The sequence below is a fragment of the Stenotrophomonas sepilia genome (assembly GCF_003244875.1).
In the GTDB taxonomy this organism is placed as follows: Bacteria; Pseudomonadota; Gammaproteobacteria; order Xanthomonadales; family Xanthomonadaceae; genus Stenotrophomonas; species Stenotrophomonas sepilia.
This window is the reverse complement of the sequence record NZ_LXXZ01000026.1, coordinates 18,895-35,343: the sequence shown is the minus strand read 5'-3', so window position 1 is coordinate 35,343 and position 16,449 is coordinate 18,895. Positions and strand designations below refer to the sequence as shown.

The window sequence follows — 16,449 nt, the reverse complement described above, 5'->3', positions numbered from 1 at the left end:
CCACCCGGTGGACCGCGCACCGGCGATCACGGGTCGTAGCTCATCCCGTCGCCTGCCTTCTGCAATCGCGCAGATGCCCAGCGCGTATGCAGCACGCTGATCAGGCAGCAGGAAGTGTCTCCATCCTGATCAGTCTTCAATCTCGCCACGGCGGCCTGCCGCGCGCACTGCCTGAGCGGTGGTGGCCACGCCAAGTCGTTGCCGTGCTCGCCGCAGGTGGTTCTCAACGGTGCGCGCAGACAGCCCCAGCGTGGCCGCTATCTCTGCCTGGCGCCGTCCAGCGGCGACCCAGCGCAGCACCTCGCGTTCGCGTGCGCTCAGCGCGCCCGCGCGGATGTCGGCCGGCGCTTCGGCCAGACGCCGCGCCGCACGGAAGGCGGAGGTGCCGACCATGTCCAGCAGCACACGCGCGCTGGCGGATGCATCAATCGAGGTGCCGGCAAAACTGACCGCACCCTCCAGACCGGTCGGGCCGAACACCGGAACCTGCAGCCCATGCAGGCCATCGCCGCGCGGCTGCTTCACCACCTGATAGCGTTCGCCGCGCACGCCCTGGCGCTTGCTCCAGAAGAACGGCGCAGTGCTGTCCAGCACATGACGGTTGACCGGGCAGGCATGCAGGTAGCGGGCGAGTGCGGTATCGCTGCCGTCACCGAACCAGTCACCTTCGATCCAGTACACGCGCTGTGCGCCGCGCTCCAGCCCGGTTCCGGTGGCAAACACCAACAGGCGGTCGTAGCCCAAGGGTGAGGCGGCGGCGCGCAGCACGCCGCCCACCGCAGGCAATGACCGAGCCTGTTCCAGTTCCAGCAGCGCGGGCACCAGCGCAGGCATGGGCTCAGCGCCCCGCCAGTGCATCGAGCAGCGTACGCGCGGCCAGCTTGCCCAACGCATTGCCGGCCAGCGGGCTGTCGCCGGTCAGCAGCAGGCGATCCTGCAGCACGCTGCCATCGATGCCCTCATTGACGATCTGCACGCCCTGCTGGGCCAGTCGTTCGCCGAAGAACCAACGCAGCTGCCCGGGCATGTAGCCGATCTCCGGTGTCTGCCGGTCCATTGCGTCGGGGAAGGCGCAGATGCGGTAGCCACGGAACAACGAGTCACCCTCGGCTTCGTCGACGCCCGCTGCCAGCAGCGCCGCCGGGCCATGGCAGAGGGTGATGATGTGGCGCTGCTCGGCCATGGCCCACTGCAAGGTGGCCTTCACAGCGCGGCTTTCCGGGAGGCCGATCAACGCGCCGTGCCCACCGGGAATGAAGACAGCGGCGTAGTCCGAATCGGTGCCCAGGCCGGCCACCACCTGGTCCAGCTGCAACGGCTGGCGGAAGCGTGCCTGGTAGCGTTCGTACAGGGTGCCGATCTCGCGGTCCTCGTGTGGGAAGGCCCACCATTCGAACTTGACGGGGTTGCCGGACAGCGTCGCCACGTCGATGTCGAAGCCGGCCTTGTCCAGGTGGTACATCGGCAGCAGGGTTTCCACCGGATGGTTACCGGTGGAGAACAGGTGGCCATTGGCGGTCGGCAGATAGCGCTCGTCGGCGGCGATCATCAGCACCTTCCAGCGACCATCGCGGCGCGCATCCGGATAGTCGGCGCCGGACAGGTCGCTCTTGGGCGAGGTGAACTGCGAGAGCGAATACGGCGACGGGAAGAAGGCATCGCGCTCGGCCGGATCGGGGCTGGGCTGGCGGCTGGACTCTTGCGTGTTCATGCAGACCTCCGTTGGGGGAAAGTGAGCCCAGCATAGGAGGCCGGACGCGCAGGCGCGATGAGGGATTCCCCTCAATCGGCCGCAACCAGGATGCTGCAGTGCGCCACCCGGCCGGTTGGACAGCGGGATTATGTCGTGTTATCTAGCCGGTGCCGGGATAATCCCGGCATAACCACACAGCAAGCAAAGGAATGAAAATGAAAAGATTCGCCCGAGCATTGCGCGTCACTCTGAATATTCATCCGAACGAAAAGAGCAGCGTGTGGAATACCTGGCCTCTGTGGGTCGAATTCTGATCCTGCGGGCCAAACCCGCGATTGAGCGGTAGCAAGACGAAGGGACTCGTCTTTCGAGTCCCTTCCTGCCGGAGACGCACTGCATGCAAGGGATGTCGAATGAAGGCAGCGCCATTGCTGCCGAGCGCCTGGCTGCGCGCGTGGAGCGCGAAGGGCCTGTGCTGAAGCTGGAAACCGGTGGAATCGGGGTGTTCTGCCCGGAACTGGCCGGCAAGGTCGATAAGGAGAATTCCGAGCACCTGTTCGTGGTCGAGTCGCTGGCCGACCTGTTCCGCCGGCACGAACGCGTGCGCTGGACCGAAGTGCGCAGCCTGATTGCCACGCGCAGTGCTGAACTCACCAGTGCACAGACTCTGGAGGCGTTGCAGTCGCGCATGCGGCAGGCATTGGACGCACTGTGCGGGCGCGAGCTGGATGCCACGCCAGCCGTGTGGAAGGTGATGGCGCATCCGCTGGTGCCACTGGTGATCGATGGGCTCGACGCACGCGGCACCGCAGCCATCGAACGCGCCCTGCATCTGCGCTACACCACCCAGGTCGAGCAGGTCATCCATCGGCGCCACCTGCTGCGCAACTTCCTCATCGGCCGTGCCGAATCACGGGCGATCGCCGCCGAACTCAAGCGCCGGGTCCGCAGCGGACGTTCGGCGCTGGACTACGCGCAGTCATTGCTGAGCCTGCGAGAGCGCATCGGCCTGGACAAGGTCACCTACCTGGTCACCGTGCAGCTGATCGCCATTTCCGGCGTGCCCGGCATGATGGCCGCCTGCCTGCTGTTGGCGATGCAGATGCATCCACACTGGCGCCAGCGCATCGAGGAGGAATTCGCGCCGCTCTCGGATGCGGAGATCCATGCGCTGCCGATCGCCAGGATTCCCTGCACGATGCGCTTCCTGAAGGAAGTGATGCGGCTGTACTCCACGCCCTTCAACAACCGCCGGGTGGCCGCCTGCGATCTGCAGGTGGAAGGGGAGGCCATCGCCGAAGGCACAGTGTTCGAGTTGAGTTCGTTCATCCAGCACCGCTCGGCGAAGTACTGGGATGACCCGCTGCAGTTCGATCCTGATCGCTGGTTGCCCGAACGGCGCAAGCGTACCGCCGGCATCTATGTGCCTTACGGCTTCCCAACGCGTTCCTGCGTGGGGTCGGCGGTCGGCAATGCACAGCTGGTACTGCTGTGCGCGCTGCTGGCACGCGAGTTCCGCTTCACCCCCAGCGCCGACTATCGGCCCGAGGTGCGCATGGAGGGCTTTGCGATTCCGGCGGCGCTGCATGGCACGTTCTCGCGGCGTACGGCCGGTGCCTGATCTGTCGGGACGGCGGCTTACTTTCCCGTTCGCCCGTGTGCCTGCATGTCCTCATGCAGGATCCGCCGCAGCTCGACGATGGCCGGCGTAGCTTCCTGCACGCTGTGTCCGGACACGATCACCTTCTCCGAATCCGCGTGCGGCAGGTGTGAACTCCAGTAGGGCACCAGCCCGTCATCGGTCTTCTCAAGTGGGCCATCGGCCTTGGCGCGGGCGATGATCGAGTGGTAGTGCACCTTCGGTGACATCGGCAGGTCAGCCACGGCGCGGACGAACGGGTCGTCCTTGTCCAGGTTCTGGATGCTGTTCATCTGGTAGCCGTGCTTGCCGTCATTGCGGTCGATCTGGCCATCGTTGGCAATGGTGGCGACGTCTTCCAGCACGGTCAGTGGCAACCGCACCAGCCGGCCGATCCATCGGCCGAGGCGGGTGCCCGCCACGTCGGTGCCGCGATGCGGCGTGGCGATGAACACCACGCGGGACACTTCCGGTTCCGGCAGGAAGGTCAGCACCGGTGCGCCTTTGGTGCGCAGCAGTTCGCGCTGGGCGGGCGTCATCTGCGCGGTGGCCAGCAGGGTGTCGACCAGGTGGTCGCCGGAGGAGGAGATCATCAACCGTGCGATGACCCCGCCCATGCTGTGCCCCACCAGCACCATGTCATGCGAGGCCTGCGCCTTGCCGCTGGGGTCGAAGTGCTTGAACACTTCAGCCAGCGTGTGGCGCATCGCATCGTGGCTCATCGCGATGGGCATGTTGGTCGGGTAATAGAACTGCCAGACCTGGAAGTCCCGGCGGATCTCGTCGTCGCGCAGCAGTTCGTTGGCCACGTTGACCCAGGCTTCCGGACTGCTGGCCAGGCCATGGATCATCAGCAGCACGCGGCGGTTCGGGTCATAGGGCTGCATCATGTACAGATGCGGCGTGTCGATGCCGCCCTTGCCGCCGAACAGCGTGCGCAGCGACTGTCGGCTGAAGTTGGAGCGGGCCAGCCACAGCGCATAGCCGGCAGTGAAGTTGGCCGCCAGTGGCACCTGCTGGCCGTGCAGGGTCACTTCCGAAACCTGGTAGGGATCGTGGATCTCCAGCTCCGGCTCGTCATCGTGCAGCACCTCCCACAGGTTTGTCCCCGAGAAGCGCAGCAGCACCGTCATCGATGGCGAGGGCATCTCGCTCCAGCTCTGCGTGGCCGAAGTGCTGGCCTGCGTTGCCTGCGCCGCTGCCCGAAGCGTGGTGGCCGTGCTGCCGGCCGGGTCCTCCATCACCGCCACCAGCTCGGCACCGAAGCCATCGCGGCGATGCACGCTGCGCAGCGTACCGGTGAACGACAGCGAGGCGGCGGGTACCAGCTCGCTGGGGGAACGCTGGTCCAGCGCCGATGCTTGGTCTGAAGGGGCCAGCACGAAGGTCCAGCGGCCCAGCTGGAAATGGCTGGCCTGGCCGTGCACGCGCCCGGTGGCATACGCGTTGTACAGCTGCACCGAGGCTTCCTGCACCGCCAGGTTGTAGTAGTCGCGCACCTGGGTCTGGCGGTCTTCGAAACCACGCTGGTTGGCGGTGCGCTCGGTGAAGAACAGATAGGCATAGGCCTGGCGCGCGACCTGCATCCACGCATCGAGGCGTGGCTGGAAGTCGGCATCCAGCTCGGTGACTGCGGTCTTGGCGCGGCCGGATGCCGAGTACTCGCGCTTTGGCGCCGGCAGGGTCATCGCATACTGCAGCCACAGCTCGGCCAGGCTGGAGCGCTTGTCTTCCTCGCGCACCACGATGCTGCCTTCCATCGCCTCGATGCAGGGCAGGCCGGGCTTGGCACAGACGCCCTCATCGAGCCCGGCCACGCGCAGGGTCTCAATGGTCGCCGCGCTGAGCTTGCCGGAGGTCAGGATGTCACCGCGCTTGAGCGCGATGTACTGGCCGGGCGTGACTGAGGCAACCTGCACCGACGGCCCGAACTGGCGCAGCGTCGCGCAGCCGCCCAGGGTGAGCAGCACGGTGATGATGAGGGTCGTGCGGCCGATGAAGCCCAAGCCCGTGGTAGCCATGCGATCCTCCTGCGCGGTGGCGCCACTCTAGCGGCCGGCCTGTCAAAGCGGAATAGACCGGACGGGTCGGTTTGCGCCTGGCCGCTTGGGGCGATTCAGCCATTCCCGTGTGACACTGCGGCCAATGGAAAGGACACGGTGATCGCGATGGTCTGGCTGGAAACCCGTATTCCCCCGCCCGTGGTAATGCTGCTGTTCGCCGCTATGGGCTTTGCAGCACGCTGGCTGTGGCCGGGTTTGCACCTTCGGGTGCCGGTGCCGGTTCTGCTGGCAGGGGTGACGGTGACGCTGGGTGTCGTGCTCAACTTGCTGCCCAAGATCTCTTTCCGACGCGCCGGTACCACCGTCAATCCTCTGCGACCTTCGGCGTCGAGCGCGCTGGTTACCAGCGGAATCTGTCGCCGCACCCGAAACCCGATGTATCTCGGCCAGGCGCTGGTCCTGTTTGGTGCCATGGTGTACCTGCAGAACCTGATCGCGCTGCTGGTGGTGCCGCTGTTCCTGGCGTACATCACTTGGCTGCAGATCCTGCCGGAGGAGCGGGCACTGATGGTCCGCTTTCCCGAGGCGTACGCGCAGTACCGTCATCGCGTGCCACGCTGGCTGTAGCGTCGGCTACGCCATCAGCGGCTGATCTGGCACTTCACCGCCGCCGAATAGCCCTCGTAATCGTCACCCGCGATCACGTGCAGGGTGTGGCGCTTGTCGATGCGCTTCACGTAGGAAGGTTCCTCGGTATTGGCATGCTCGTTGACCTCGGTCATCGACCAGGCCCTGGCCAGGCGCTTGGGATCGACGCCGTTCAAGTACACGAAGAGGCCTTTCTCGCCTTCGGCCACGTTCACATCGGCACTGCTGACCGTGCCACCAAACAGCGCGACCGGCTTGTCCTCCGGCTCGAACGTGCCGCCCGGCTTCTTGGCCAGGCCGGCCGCCTGCAGCGCATCGATGGCGTCGGCCGCACTGAAATCCGAGCCTGCCTTGCAGGCCAGCAGCGCCTCCAGCGTGGCGATGCCGGGCGGCGCGATGGCCGGGGCTGCGGCGTGCGTGGCTGGGGCTGCGGCGAGCGCGGTGAGGAGCAGGGACATCGCGAGGGGGGCTTTCATGGCAGATCCTTCTGGCGGTCGCGGATGGAGGGACTGCTGTGTTGGAGGTGTCATCCCGATTATGCGCCACACCTCCTGCGCGACGTGCAGGCACAAAAAAGCCGGAACCCCAGTTGACGGGAGATCCGGCTTCTTGCGGCCTCGACAGGCCTTACAGATGGTGGAGGTGGGCCCTACCGCAATGTGAACGTAAGTTGTTGATGGTTATGTTGGTTGGTGCTGGTGTCCGAAACCGATACCCCCAGCAATACCCCCACTCTAGGCAGCCTTGGCGGGTTCAATGGCGGCGGCCGGGCTGCGCTCCAACTTCGAGAACGCCAAGTCTCAGACCTTCGGCGAGCAGCTGGGCGACCAGTTCGCGACCATCGGCGGGTTCGTGAAGAACCGCCGGGAGGAAGCGGCGCGGCGCCAGGCGAATCGGGACGCGAATTTCAACCTCTACGGCGGCGGTGCCGCATACGGCGGGTAACTCATGGGCCAGTTCATTCCCATCGCGATCGCTCTGGCCGGCACGGCGGCGCAGCAAGCAGAAACGCAGCGCGTTGAGCGCAAGCAGGACGAGGCGACTGCGCAGGGCCTGCTGAATCAGTCGCGCCGCCAGCAGGACGCTGACCGCCGCGTCAACGACGAGATCGCCCAGCTGGAGACCAGCACAGCGGCGGATGACCGAGCCCAGCGGCTGGGGCAGTACATGCAGCAGCTGCAGCGCGGCCAGAGGCAGGCCCTGTCTGGCTTGAACAGCCCGATCGGCGGCGCGACCTTCCAGGCTGATGCCGGCGCCGCGCGCGCCGGCGCGGACAACGCCGCTGCCACGACTGCGGGGCTGATGTCGCGCATCGACGCGCCACAGCTGCAGCGGCAGCAGGAGGCATTCGGGTACGGGAAGCTGGCAACGGACTTGGACATGGAGGCGCGCGCGAGCCGCGGCCAACAGTTCATCGACCAGTTGCGCCTGCGGCAGATCCGCCGGCGGCCCGAAGTCGATCTGCTGGCCGGCCTTGCCACTTCCGCCGGCGGCGCGATGGCTGGAGGCGGCGGCGGATTCGCCGCGGCAGCCCCACGAGCAGGCGCCAACTTCTACGGGTCCTACGATCCACTCACCACGGGGTATGCCTGATGGCCAATCCATACCAGGCCGGTCAGGCCCTCGGCGTCGCGCTGTTCGGCAACACGCGCGATACCTACACGGATCAGCTGGGCCGGAACTATCAGGTCGAACAGGCGCTGCAGGAGGCTCGTCAGGCGCGTTCGAAGGCTGTGCTTGGCGAGCAAAATGTGGCCAAGCGACAGGCCCTTGATAACCCAGACCTGCTCGGCCGTGTTCTCGGAGGGGACCTCGGAGCGAGGAACGAGTTTCTCACCGCCGCGCTCTTGTCCAACCCGGAAGTGAGCCTGAAGACGCTCGGCGAGGGTCAGGACGCGATCATGCGCCAGGCCGTGTACGACCGCGCGACGCTGGGTGACCTAGCCGGGGCCGGCGCCGCATCTCTCGGCCTCACGACCAAGCCGCTGGAGATGACCAAGATCGCCGGCGACGTGGCCTATAACCCCTATGCGCAGTCGGACCAGACCGTCAACGTGACCCCCCTGGGCGAGGCCGCAATCGGACAGCGCAATGCCTCGGCTGCATCGAGCTACGCAAGCGCCAACAACTCCAACGCCAGCGCGGCGCGCACCCGGCAGGCGGCCGGCATCGACGCGGCGAAGTTCGGGCTGGAGCGCAGCGGCCAGTGGAACCCTAGCGGCAAGTCTGCCGGCACGCTTGGGGACAGCGGCAAGCCGCTGCCGGTGGGTGCGTTGAAGGACCTGTTGGCCGTGGAAGACGCCTTGGGCGGCACGGCCGTCCTCAATGACATCATCCAGAAGAACGCTGCGCGCTTGGCCGACGGCACGCTGAAGATCAGCCCGCAGAACGCCGCTCTCGCATGGGGGCGCACTGGCTTGGGTGTGGCTACCGAAGGCGACGTGGCGCTGAACGAATGGAAGTCGGACCTGACCAAGATCGTCAACGAGTCGCTGCGCCTCAACAAGGGTGTCCAGACCGAGGGTGACGCACAGCGTGCCGCGAATGAGTTGATGTCTGCCAATGATCCCAGGACTGCGGCTGCCGCGCTCGCAAGGCTTGCCAAGTTCAACCGTCAGGCGGTTGAGCTGCAGACCCGCAAGCAGGACATCATCAACGCAAACTACGGGCGCTCCAGCACGCCTGGAGTTGAGCCGAGGAGCTTCGGTGGGACGCTCGGCGATCCGCCCGCTGCTCGCGGCCCTGGCCTGCCGGCCCAAGGTGGCCCGGCGCCAGGGACTGTGCGCAACGGCTACCGCTTCCGTGGCGGCAATCCCGCCGACCGAAACGCGTGGGAGAAGATCTGATGGCCGGTCCGCTGCCGTGGGAGGAGTATCAGCAGCTGCAGGCCAAGCCTGCGCCGCGCGCGCCGCAGGTGGCCGAGGACGCTGGCCCTTGGACGGAGTACCAGGACATCCCGACCCTCGGGACCGTCCAGGCCCTGCCGCCGGACTTCTCCGAAGTCACCGGCAGCGTTTCCAGCACCGCCGATGGGCGGCAGGCTGACGGCTGGAAGGCAGGTATCCCGCGCGATCTGGCGTTCGGAGCTCGTTCGGTGCTGCAGGGCGTTGGCAGCCTTCTGGGTGCGGTCGGTGGCGACGCCCTCGGCGCGCTGGAGACCAAGATCACTGGCCGCCCCGTGGCCAGCTTCCGCGACAACGCCGCGACGCTGGGCGACGCCCTCGGGCTGCCCAAAGCGCAGACCTCCGGCGACCGCGTCCTCGGCGACGTGGGCGAGGCACTGACCGGTACCGGCCTGACGCTGGGCGCCGGCGGCGCGCTCGGCGCGAGCCGTGCCCTGGCACCGACCTTGACTCGCGCTGCGCCCGCACCACAGCTTGCGCCGACTCTGGGCGAGCGGGCGGCCGAGGTGCTGACGGCCCAGCCGATCCTGCAGACGGCCAGCGCTGCCACCGGCGCTGGTGCTAGCTCGTTGGCCAGGGAGAGCGGAGCGGGCGCGCTCGGCCAGACTGTTGCGGGCGTGCTGGGTGGCTTGGCGCCCGCATCAATCACTGCTGGTGCGCCGGCGGCCTTGCGTGGCGCTTTCCGAGGAGGCGAGGCGAACCGACAAGCGCTCGGTGATGCCATTCGGGATTTTGACGTGCTCGGAGCAACGCCCTCTGTGGGTCAAGGAACCGGCAGCTGGGCACGTCAGGGCGTCGAGAGCGTACTGAGTGGGACGCCCACCAGCGGCGGCGTGATGCGCCGCTTTGCCGAGGCGCAGAACGAGCAGATCGGTAGCGGCTTGGCAGATGTCAGCAACCAGCTAGCCAGGAACATCAGCGGCGAGCGTGCTGGCCGTGCGATCGAGCGCGGTGTCCAGACGTTCTCCAAGAACACGAACGCCATGCGCAAGGCGCTCTACTGGCAGGCTGACCAGCACATTCCCAGCGACACGCCGATCGGTGTATCGAACACCCAGCGGGCGCTTGCCGACCTCACTACGCCCATTGCAGGCGCTGAAGCCACCACCGGCGCCCAGATCAGCCCCAAGATCCAGCAGATGGCCGACAACCTGACCCAAGACGTAGCAGCAGCGCAGCAGGCCGGTCTCGCTGGCATCCCCTATGAGGCCGTGAAGCGGATTCGCAGCCAGATCGGTGAGGAGCTGTCTGATTTCTCGCTGTCCACTGATCGGCCGACGGCACAGCTGAAGCGCCTTTACGGCTCCTTGTCTCAGGACCTGGAGGCTGCCGCTCAGGCACAGGGGCCGAGCGCGGTCGCCGCGGTCCGCCGTGCCAACAACTACTTCAAGGCGTCGGCCGATCGGCTGGAAACGCTGGAGCGCGTGGTCGACAAGAACGGCGGCCCCGAAAAGGTGTTCCAGGCGGCCATGTCGGGCACGAAGGACGGTGCGACGACGCTGCGCGCGGTGATGCGCTCACTGCCGGAGGATGGTCAGAAGGCGGTCAGCGCTGCCGTGATCAAGCGGATGGGCCTGGCCAACTCGGGAGCGCAGAACGCAGCGGGTGATGCCTTCAGCCCGAACACCTTTTTGAAGAACTGGAGCGACCTGAGCCCCGAAGCGCGTCGGACGCTGTTCGGCCGCTATGGCACCAGCTTCAGCGAGGACATGGACAAGATCGCGCGTGTGGCGGACCGAATCAAGACAGGGTCGGAGGTGTATCGAAACCCAAGCGGAACGGTGAACCGCGGTGCGGCCCTTGCATATCCGGCGACCATAGGTGGCCTTCTTATCACAGGCCAGCTTGGTGCTGCTGGGCTGGCGGTTGGGGGCGGCGCAGCGGCCAACAGTCTGGCCAGGGCGATGACCAACCCGACGTTTGTCAGGTGGCTGGCCAAGAGCACCGACATCCCCGTCGGCGCGCTGCCAGCTCAGATCAACGTCCTGAAAAGGATGGCCTCAGAGGGTGGAGACGAAAGCGTTTCGGATGTAGCCGACCAACTCTCAGCGTGGAGCGAAGGGAGCGCTGAACAGCCAGATCAACAGGCCGATGACTGAGAACGCAATCAGTCCGATCGCAGCCAGCCCCCACGTCGTGAAGTAAAGGCTATGCCACCACTTGGTCGGATACTTTGCTTCGAACGCTCGGTCCTTGGCCTCACGATCGAGCTTCGCCCAGGTCTTCTCCGGGTGGAACTGGCCGGTCCCCTTGAATCGGTCTTCGGTCTGGTCGGTCATGGCGCGGCCTCGGATGGTGGGCGGATAGTAGCACCGGCCGCTGGGCTGGCCGGTGCAGGGCTCACTGCTGGCTCGCGTCGACGCTAACCAGTGGTGAATCGCCGACCTTCTTGCGGTCAGCATCGACCAGCCAAACCGACCACTTCAGATACCGGGCACGCTCACGATGAACAGACCCCTCGTCGATTTCGTAGCCGTTTAGGCCGATCATGCGTCGCTCATGGCCAAACCCGAAGATGGCCAAGGGTGAGGCAAGCATTATGCAGCCTGGGAAGGGACCGCTGGTTGATCTCCTAAGATCAAAGAGGTCATCGACGTAGATCGAAGTGCCATAAGGCTTTGCCACGGCAAAAACACGCTCACTGACGTTTGCGATCAGATCGCCAATCCCATTGTCATGCTCGCCGCTGTCCAAGCGCAGGGCCATGGTCTCATTGCGCCCTAACAGCCGGGCTGCCATGTACCAGCGCCCCCGTTCGTCTGCGAAGACCGTACCAGGCTCCAGCTCGCCGAAATCCCGATATTCAAACGCATCAAGCGAGTAGCTCATCACCATCTCCTTGGCAGCCCCGGCCAATCCAGGGCCCATCGCATCGTAGCACTGACCAACGAATGCGGATGGGGCCGAGCGGACGTCCGCGGAATCAAGCGTCTTTCCCAGTCCCGCGGACTGCTGCCACAACGTCAAAGCCCTTCGGGTAGGCACCCTGTTTGGCAGTTTCGGCCGATACCTTCGTGAATGCGCAGGCGGCTTCGATGGATTTTGCCGCTATCGCCGGGAAATCAATGATCGCGGTATGGTGAGTGGCGACTCTCGCAGCAGCAGCTACGAAAATCTCCTTTGCTAGCGCAAGTTCATCTTTGGTCATTTGGCTTCTCATCGGTAGTGAAATAGTGGGTGAGATCGGACAGCCCCAGTAGCAGTAGTGGTGGTAAATAGATCATGGGCAGGTCTGGTATCTCATCTCCATTTTACCGCCCGCCCTCCTAACCGCCTCCGTTGAAGCCGCCCGGTGCGGGGGTAGGGTGACCTCTCCTACCGAGAGGAGAGGCACCGATGAAAGTGAAACTTGTGATGTGGTTAGCGCGCGTCCTCGGTGTGCCTGTGGACGTGCATTCCAGCTACTTCATCAAGCGTTTTCGCAATTAGGCCTGGCGGATGTCGGGTACAAGCGCTTTCAGGTCGTCCAGTTTCTCTGCATTGCCGATCACGGTTATCCCCTTGTAATCGACAGTGCCGATCACAGCCAGGTCTACGCCAGTGTTGATCGCCTGCTTAATGCTGGCGGCGATCTGGCCTTGGCTCGATTCGCTATTCACGAGCCAAAAGGAAGTTGGCTCGGCCCACCAGTGGGTGCCTGCGTGCCTGTGCACGGCGTCGCTTAGCGCGTCGTAGCGTGCTTCGTAGCTCCTTCCGCCAGCCACATGGTCGGCAATGCGAAAAGTAATCCAGAACGTCTTCATGCTTTCCCCTGCTCCGTTTGGGCCGCGGCCAATCCGAGGCCTGGCTGAATCCTAGCGCCTCCGTTGAAGCCCCCGCCAGCCCCGGCAGCATGGCCCCATCACACACGGGGGAGCGGGCATGAGCGCCCTGGCATATGCGGTACAGCTGGTGAAGAAGTGGGAGGGGTGCCGCTTGGAGGCATACCCCGACCCTGCCACCGGCGGAGCGCCATGGACCATCGGCTACGGCGCCACCGGTCCTGGCATCGAAAAGGGCGTCCGTTGGAGCCAGAAGCAGGCCGACGACCGGCTGGCCCTCGATCTGGACCGGTTCGCCAAGGGCGTGCGTTCGGCGCTGCGACGGCCGGCAACCGACCGGCAACTGGGGGCGATGGTCAGCCTGGCCTACAACATCGGCGTCTCGGCATTCCGCAGCTCGACCCTGCTGAAGCTGTTCAACGCCGGCGATGTAGCAGGGGCTGCGGCTCAGTTTCCGCGCTGGAACAGGGCAAACGGCAGGGTCATGCAGGGTCTGTCCAACCGCCGAGCCGATGAGCGCCGCGTGTTCGAAGGCCAGGGCGGGAGCGCATGAGCATGGAAGCCCAGCCGAGCCAGGACGGCCGCACCCGTATTTCACTCGGCCCGGTCGAGAAATGGATCGTTGGCGCTTTCGCCAGCTTCATGATCGCCGGCGGCTACTGGCTGATCAGCTCCATGCAGGCCGTGCTGACGCAGCAGCAGGTCACGAACCAGCAGATGGCGACGGTGCAGCAGCAGCTGCAGACCTTCAACACGCAGCTGGCCGACGTGCCGGCGCTGAAGCTCGAACTGGCCAAGCAGGCCGTGCAGGTCGAGCAGAACAAGCAGGACATCAAGGAGCTGAAGCAGCTCAGGGGGCTGAAGTGAAGGACCGATTCAACTGGCAGGGCGTGGCCGGTCGCGCCAGCACCTGGCTGGCGATCCTTTCGGCGGCCGCGACGGCCGGCCTTGGCGCCTATGCGCTGATGCCCGAGCGAGCCCAGAACGCATTCCCAGAGTGGGCGTTGATCGGCATGGGCGTGCTGGCCGTGGGGTCGGCGTTCCTGGTACCGGTGGCCACCAGCTTCAAACAGAAGGCGAAGGCGGCGCGCCATGCTGATCCCTGACCCGCTGGCACCCTACGCGAAGCTGATCCGCCTTGGCCTGTGGTGCCTACTGGCCGGAGGTCTGTACGTGGCCGGCTGCCAGCGCGGCGAGGATCGCCAAGCTGCGGCCGACCGGGAGCAGATCAGCGCGGTACAACGCCAGCTCGATGGCGCGCGCGCCGAGGCGGCCGAGAACCTGCGCGCGGCCAACGCCGCCGGCCAGCTCCTGCAGGAGGTCAACCGGCAGACCCAGGCATCGATCGACGCTGCCGAGGCGGCGCGCAAGGCATCCGCTGCAGCAGCCAGCCGGGCTGAAGCGGCAGCGGCTGAGGGTCAGCGCCGGGCCACCGCCGCCGAGAAGGCGCTGCAGGCCGCCAAGACCACGCCGGCATGCCGGTCCCAACTGGAGATGCAGCTTTGCGATTCCATTCCCTTGCTCTGATCGCCGCCATGCTGCTGACCGGCTGCGCGCACCAGCCCGAGCGGCCGAAGCTGCCCGAAAAGGTCCATGTGACCGTGGAGAAGCTGGTCCCGGTCGATGACCGGCTGACGCAGCCGTGCCCGGCAACCCGGGCAGCATCGCGCACAATCGAGGCGGTGGTCAGCGCGTACAACGCCAACCTGGTCGCCTTGCAGGACTGCAACACCCGCATGGGCGAGATCCGCGCGCTGGGGCGGTAATGGGCAAGAAGCGCGTCCCGCTGCACCAGAATCCCCGCGGCTTCGTTGATGTCGACCCCGACGCGACCAATGGCGCCCAGGTAGGCGTCAATCTGCGTGGGCCCGATGGCCAGATCCTGACTGCGGCGCAGGTGATCAACCCCACCGGCGGCAGTAGCGGCGGCCCTAGCAGCATCGCCTCGACCATCTGGAAGCTGATCCGCGAAGTCCCGTCCAACATCCAGAAGCTGGCAGCGCTGATCGGCGCCGGCTTCGCCGCGAGGCAGAGCAACGGCGATTGGGCGCTGCGGACGCTGCAGGAAGGTACTGGCATCGACATCGCCAACCCTGACGGCGATGCAGGGAACCCGACGATCGGGCTGGAGGACGTCGCGAACTCGGGTACTGGCACGCTCCTGGCGGTCACGCGCGACGGAAAGGGCAGGGTGACCGGAACACGGCCGGCCACAATCACGGGGACCGCCAGCCAGATTGGCGTGGCCAACGGGGATGCCGCAGCTGGTCTGCCAACGATCTCGCTGGCCGACCTCGCCAACTCGGGCGTAGGTGCCGCGCTGGTCAAGATCACCCGGGACACAAAGGGCAGGGTGTCTGGCACTCAGTCGGCTACCACGGATGACCTCCCTGCTGGCAGCACCAACAAGTATTTCCCCGAGGCGCCGACGGACGGCCAACAGTACGCCCGCCAGAGCGGCGCATGGACCGTCGTGACTGCTTCAGGTGGGGGCTTTGTGCCCTACAACATCCCTGACGGGCAATCATTCCAAGTGCCACTGAATCAGCAGGCGCTGTTCACTCTCCCCATCAACCTCGGCGACGGGTCCAGCATCGTTCTGGACGGCGCGCTGGTGGAGGTTTCGTAATGCTGACCATGTTCAAGCGGCTGGCGTCGCTGATCCCCACTCCCGCCACCAACAAGGTGACGCTGTTCGTCAGCGACACAGGCATCCCGTCGTACAAGGATGACACCGGCCTGGTCACGCCGATGACCGGTCAGCCGATCCCGTCGGGCTACATCGATGGCCTGAAGATGGAGTGGGTATCGGGCACGCAGATGCGCTTCACCAGTGGCTCGGCATACATCCCGTCGCTGGGGCGAGCGCTGGCACTCGCTGCGGCTGTCACGAAGACGCCGACGCTCGCCGCCAACACCTGGTATCACGCCTACCTCTACAGCAATGCCGGAACGCCTGATGTGGAGGTGACTACCACAGCGCCGGATACCCCCTACAGCGGCACCGCCCGCACCAAGACTAGCGACACCTCGCGCCGGTACATCGGGAGCTTCCGGACAGACCCATCGGGCACCATTGCTAAGTTCAAGCACAACGTCAGCAATGGCTATGTTGCGTACCTTGCGATTCGGGACCTTTCTCTGAATGCGGGGACCCAGACAACAACTACCACGGTCAGCCTGAGCGCGACCATCCCGGTAACTTCGGTAGCAGCAACACTCATTATCAGCCTCGATGCCTCTGGAGCGTCGCTATTTACAGGCAACTCAGAGATGCCTGTGACCGCATTGGCAAGTAACAATTTCCTCGGCTACACCGAGTCATCCACGCAGGTTTCGGTAAGCCGCATGGACGGACACCCTGTCGATTCAAGCCAGGCGATCTCATATCGGCTGAGCGCAACCCCGTCAGCAGGAACTGGCGCATACATCCGTGTAATGGGGTATTCCTATGAGCGGTGAGTTCTACGCTATATCCGAATCCGGCTATCGGGCGATTGAAAAAGGGGCGCCCCTGTTGCCTGGCGAGCAGCAGGTTACTCAGATTCCTGATGTCCTGCTTGTTCGGATACGTGCTGACCAGATGCGGACCGAGCGGAGTAGGCGCCTTCGCGCGACTGACTGGACCCAGATGGCTGATGCTTCGCTGACGGCGCTGGAGAAGGCCGCCTATCAGACCTACCGACAGGCGCTGCGAGATTTGCCCAGCCTCCCAGGATTCCCCGACGTGCCGTGGCCGACGCTACCCACCATCAGGGACGGCACGGCCAGCTCTGGAGAGGGCGCTGTCTATCCCTGATCG

General features: G+C 65.4%; 22 protein-coding genes. 14 read left to right on the top strand and 8 right to left on the bottom strand.

What is annotated here, in order from left to right:
- Window positions 1-129: 129 nt before the first annotated feature.
- Entirely contained in the window at window positions 130-834 is a 705-nt protein-coding gene (locus A7X97_RS02450) for a PA1136 family autoinducer-binding transcriptional regulator (protein ID WP_072168312.1), read from the bottom strand.
- Between the two features lie 4 nt (window positions 835-838).
- On the bottom strand, window positions 839-1,711 hold the full coding sequence (gene hchA, locus A7X97_RS02445) for a glyoxalase III HchA (protein WP_111007570.1): 873 nt from the start codon (window positions 1,709-1,711) through the stop codon (window positions 839-841).
- Between the two features lie 379 nt (window positions 1,712-2,090).
- Between hchA and A7X97_RS02440 the strand changes: the two genes are divergently transcribed.
- Window positions 2,091-3,314 (top strand): cytochrome P450, encoded by a 1,224-nt coding sequence (locus A7X97_RS02440; RefSeq protein WP_245884935.1) that lies wholly within the window; start codon window positions 2,091-2,093, stop codon window positions 3,312-3,314.
- A 17-nt stretch (window positions 3,315-3,331) separates the two neighbouring features.
- Here the strand turns inward: A7X97_RS02440 and A7X97_RS02435 are convergent, their stop codons facing one another.
- Window positions 3,332-5,353: an esterase/lipase family protein gene (locus tag A7X97_RS02435; protein WP_111007568.1), complete on the bottom strand. Its 2,022-nt coding sequence runs from the start codon at window positions 5,351-5,353 to the stop codon at window positions 3,332-3,334.
- Window positions 5,354-5,500: 147 nt separating this feature from the next.
- On the opposite strand from A7X97_RS02435, the gene A7X97_RS02430 reads away from it, so the two are divergent.
- Complete coding sequence (locus tag A7X97_RS02430) at window positions 5,501-5,962, top strand: methyltransferase family protein (protein WP_088497214.1); 462 nt, start codon at window positions 5,501-5,503, stop codon at window positions 5,960-5,962.
- Between the two features lie 14 nt (window positions 5,963-5,976).
- Here the strand turns inward: A7X97_RS02430 and A7X97_RS02425 are convergent, their stop codons facing one another.
- The gene (locus A7X97_RS02425; protein WP_088497195.1) at window positions 5,977-6,459 is read right to left on the bottom strand and encodes a hypothetical protein; all 483 of its coding nucleotides are present in this window, start codon (window positions 6,457-6,459) and stop codon (window positions 5,977-5,979) included.
- 280 nt (window positions 6,460-6,739) lie between these two features.
- On the opposite strand from A7X97_RS02425, the gene A7X97_RS02420 reads away from it, so the two are divergent.
- Genes A7X97_RS02420 through A7X97_RS02405 form a run of 4 tightly spaced genes read left to right on the top strand, consistent with a single transcriptional unit; the run spans window position 6,740 to window position 10,985 of the window.
- Window positions 6,740-6,928 (top strand): hypothetical protein, encoded by a 189-nt coding sequence (locus tag A7X97_RS02420; protein WP_245884933.1) that lies wholly within the window; start codon window positions 6,740-6,742, stop codon window positions 6,926-6,928.
- Between the two features lie 3 nt (window positions 6,929-6,931).
- Window positions 6,932-7,576, top strand: coding sequence for a hypothetical protein (locus A7X97_RS02415; protein WP_088497196.1), 645 nt, complete (start codon window positions 6,932-6,934; stop codon window positions 7,574-7,576).
- On the top strand, window positions 7,576-8,829 hold the full coding sequence (locus tag A7X97_RS02410; protein ID WP_088497197.1) for a hypothetical protein: 1,254 nt from the start codon (window positions 7,576-7,578) through the stop codon (window positions 8,827-8,829). Before A7X97_RS02415 ends, A7X97_RS02410 begins: the two co-directional genes overlap by 1 nt.
- The gene (locus A7X97_RS02405) at window positions 8,829-10,985 is read left to right on the top strand and encodes a hypothetical protein (RefSeq protein ID WP_111007567.1); all 2,157 of its coding nucleotides are present in this window, start codon (window positions 8,829-8,831) and stop codon (window positions 10,983-10,985) included. Before A7X97_RS02410 ends, A7X97_RS02405 begins: the two co-directional genes overlap by 1 nt.
- On the opposite strand, the gene A7X97_RS02400 is transcribed toward A7X97_RS02405, so the two are convergent.
- From A7X97_RS02400 to A7X97_RS02385, 4 genes are all read right to left on the bottom strand, one after another.
- The gene (locus tag A7X97_RS02400; protein WP_088497199.1) at window positions 10,932-11,165 is read right to left on the bottom strand and encodes a hypothetical protein; all 234 of its coding nucleotides are present in this window, start codon (window positions 11,163-11,165) and stop codon (window positions 10,932-10,934) included. The two genes, A7X97_RS02405 and A7X97_RS02400, sit on opposite strands and share 54 nt — an antisense overlap.
- Window positions 11,166-11,226: 61 nt before the next feature.
- Entirely contained in the window at window positions 11,227-11,715 is a 489-nt protein-coding gene (locus tag A7X97_RS02395) for a hypothetical protein (protein ID WP_111007566.1), read from the bottom strand.
- Window positions 11,716-11,809: 94 nt separating this feature from the next.
- Window positions 11,810-12,034, bottom strand: coding sequence for a hypothetical protein (locus A7X97_RS02390; protein ID WP_111007565.1), 225 nt, complete (start codon window positions 12,032-12,034; stop codon window positions 11,810-11,812).
- A gap of 277 nt (window positions 12,035-12,311) precedes the next feature.
- The gene (locus A7X97_RS02385) at window positions 12,312-12,629 is read right to left on the bottom strand and encodes a hypothetical protein (protein ID WP_088497201.1); all 318 of its coding nucleotides are present in this window, start codon (window positions 12,627-12,629) and stop codon (window positions 12,312-12,314) included.
- 118 nt (window positions 12,630-12,747) lie between these two features.
- On the opposite strand from A7X97_RS02385, the gene A7X97_RS02380 reads away from it, so the two are divergent.
- From A7X97_RS02380 to A7X97_RS02345, 8 genes are read left to right on the top strand one after another with little or no spacing between them, the layout of a single operon-like run.
- On the top strand, window positions 12,748-13,200 hold the full coding sequence (locus A7X97_RS02380; protein ID WP_049404266.1) for a lysozyme: 453 nt from the start codon (window positions 12,748-12,750) through the stop codon (window positions 13,198-13,200).
- Window positions 13,197-13,514, top strand: a complete 318-nt coding sequence (locus A7X97_RS02375; RefSeq protein WP_005412901.1) for a hypothetical protein — start codon at window positions 13,197-13,199, stop codon at window positions 13,512-13,514. The genes A7X97_RS02380 and A7X97_RS02375 overlap by 4 nt, the downstream gene beginning before the upstream one ends.
- Window positions 13,511-13,753 carry a hypothetical protein gene (locus A7X97_RS02370; protein WP_111007564.1) on the top strand — a complete coding sequence of 81 codons (243 nt, stop codon included), beginning with the start codon at window positions 13,511-13,513 and terminating at the stop codon, window positions 13,751-13,753. The genes A7X97_RS02375 and A7X97_RS02370 overlap by 4 nt, the downstream gene beginning before the upstream one ends.
- Window positions 13,740-14,174, top strand: a complete 435-nt coding sequence (locus A7X97_RS02365) for a hypothetical protein (protein WP_088497202.1) — start codon at window positions 13,740-13,742, stop codon at window positions 14,172-14,174. The genes A7X97_RS02370 and A7X97_RS02365 overlap by 14 nt, the downstream gene beginning before the upstream one ends.
- Before the next feature lie 8 nt (window positions 14,175-14,182).
- A complete protein-coding gene (lysC, locus tag A7X97_RS02360; RefSeq protein ID WP_242015785.1) occupies window positions 14,183-14,413 on the top strand; it encodes an Rz1-like lysis system protein LysC in 231 nt (76 codons plus the stop codon).
- Window positions 14,413-15,276 (top strand): hypothetical protein, encoded by an 864-nt coding sequence (locus tag A7X97_RS02355; RefSeq protein ID WP_088497204.1) that lies wholly within the window; start codon window positions 14,413-14,415, stop codon window positions 15,274-15,276. Before lysC ends, A7X97_RS02355 begins: the two co-directional genes overlap by 1 nt.
- Complete coding sequence (locus tag A7X97_RS02350) at window positions 15,276-16,109, top strand: hypothetical protein (RefSeq protein ID WP_088497205.1); 834 nt, start codon at window positions 15,276-15,278, stop codon at window positions 16,107-16,109. Before A7X97_RS02355 ends, A7X97_RS02350 begins: the two co-directional genes overlap by 1 nt.
- The gene (locus A7X97_RS02345; protein WP_088497206.1) at window positions 16,099-16,446 is read left to right on the top strand and encodes a tail fiber assembly protein; all 348 of its coding nucleotides are present in this window, start codon (window positions 16,099-16,101) and stop codon (window positions 16,444-16,446) included. The genes A7X97_RS02350 and A7X97_RS02345 overlap by 11 nt, the downstream gene beginning before the upstream one ends.
- Window positions 16,447-16,449 lie beyond the last annotated feature (3 nt).

What these genes read in the sequence shown, in the direction of transcription:
- lysC (WP_242015785.1), top strand. Translation starts at nt 14,183, where the DNA reads ATGCTGCTGACCGGCTGCGCGCACCAGCCCGAGCGGCCGAAGCTGCCC.
- A7X97_RS02435 (WP_111007568.1), bottom strand. Translation starts at nt 5,353, where the DNA reads ATGGCTACCACGGGCTTGGGCTTCATCGGCCGCACGACCCTCATCATC.
- A7X97_RS02430 (WP_088497214.1), top strand. Translation starts at nt 5,501, where the DNA reads ATGGTCTGGCTGGAAACCCGTATTCCCCCGCCCGTGGTAATGCTGCTG.
- A7X97_RS02415 (WP_088497196.1), top strand. Translation starts at nt 6,932, where the DNA reads ATGGGCCAGTTCATTCCCATCGCGATCGCTCTGGCCGGCACGGCGGCG.
- A7X97_RS02345 (WP_088497206.1), top strand. Translation starts at nt 16,099, where the DNA reads ATGAGCGGTGAGTTCTACGCTATATCCGAATCCGGCTATCGGGCGATT.
- A7X97_RS02450 (WP_072168312.1), bottom strand. Translation starts at nt 834, where the DNA reads ATGCCTGCGCTGGTGCCCGCGCTGCTGGAACTGGAACAGGCTCGGTCA.
- A7X97_RS02385 (WP_088497201.1), bottom strand. Translation starts at nt 12,629, where the DNA reads ATGAAGACGTTCTGGATTACTTTTCGCATTGCCGACCATGTGGCTGGC.
- A7X97_RS02355 (WP_088497204.1), top strand. Translation starts at nt 14,413, where the DNA reads ATGGGCAAGAAGCGCGTCCCGCTGCACCAGAATCCCCGCGGCTTCGTT.
- A7X97_RS02400 (WP_088497199.1), bottom strand. Translation starts at nt 11,165, where the DNA reads ATGACCGACCAGACCGAAGACCGATTCAAGGGGACCGGCCAGTTCCAC.
- A7X97_RS02350 (WP_088497205.1), top strand. Translation starts at nt 15,276, where the DNA reads ATGCTGACCATGTTCAAGCGGCTGGCGTCGCTGATCCCCACTCCCGCC.
- A7X97_RS02425 (WP_088497195.1), bottom strand. Translation starts at nt 6,459, where the DNA reads ATGAAAGCCCCCCTCGCGATGTCCCTGCTCCTCACCGCGCTCGCCGCA.
- A7X97_RS02405 (WP_111007567.1), top strand. Translation starts at nt 8,829, where the DNA reads ATGGCCGGTCCGCTGCCGTGGGAGGAGTATCAGCAGCTGCAGGCCAAG.
- A7X97_RS02395 (WP_111007566.1), bottom strand. Translation starts at nt 11,715, where the DNA reads ATGAGCTACTCGCTTGATGCGTTTGAATATCGGGATTTCGGCGAGCTG.
- A7X97_RS02410 (WP_088497197.1), top strand. Translation starts at nt 7,576, where the DNA reads ATGGCCAATCCATACCAGGCCGGTCAGGCCCTCGGCGTCGCGCTGTTC.
- A7X97_RS02375 (WP_005412901.1), top strand. Translation starts at nt 13,197, where the DNA reads ATGAGCATGGAAGCCCAGCCGAGCCAGGACGGCCGCACCCGTATTTCA.
- A7X97_RS02390 (WP_111007565.1), bottom strand. Translation starts at nt 12,034, where the DNA reads ATGACCAAAGATGAACTTGCGCTAGCAAAGGAGATTTTCGTAGCTGCT.
- A7X97_RS02420 (WP_245884933.1), top strand. Translation starts at nt 6,740, where the DNA reads ATGGCGGCGGCCGGGCTGCGCTCCAACTTCGAGAACGCCAAGTCTCAG.
- A7X97_RS02365 (WP_088497202.1), top strand. Translation starts at nt 13,740, where the DNA reads ATGCTGATCCCTGACCCGCTGGCACCCTACGCGAAGCTGATCCGCCTT.
- A7X97_RS02380 (WP_049404266.1), top strand. Translation starts at nt 12,748, where the DNA reads ATGAGCGCCCTGGCATATGCGGTACAGCTGGTGAAGAAGTGGGAGGGG.
- hchA (WP_111007570.1), bottom strand. Translation starts at nt 1,711, where the DNA reads ATGAACACGCAAGAGTCCAGCCGCCAGCCCAGCCCCGATCCGGCCGAG.
- A7X97_RS02440 (WP_245884935.1), top strand. Translation starts at nt 2,091, where the DNA reads ATGCAAGGGATGTCGAATGAAGGCAGCGCCATTGCTGCCGAGCGCCTG.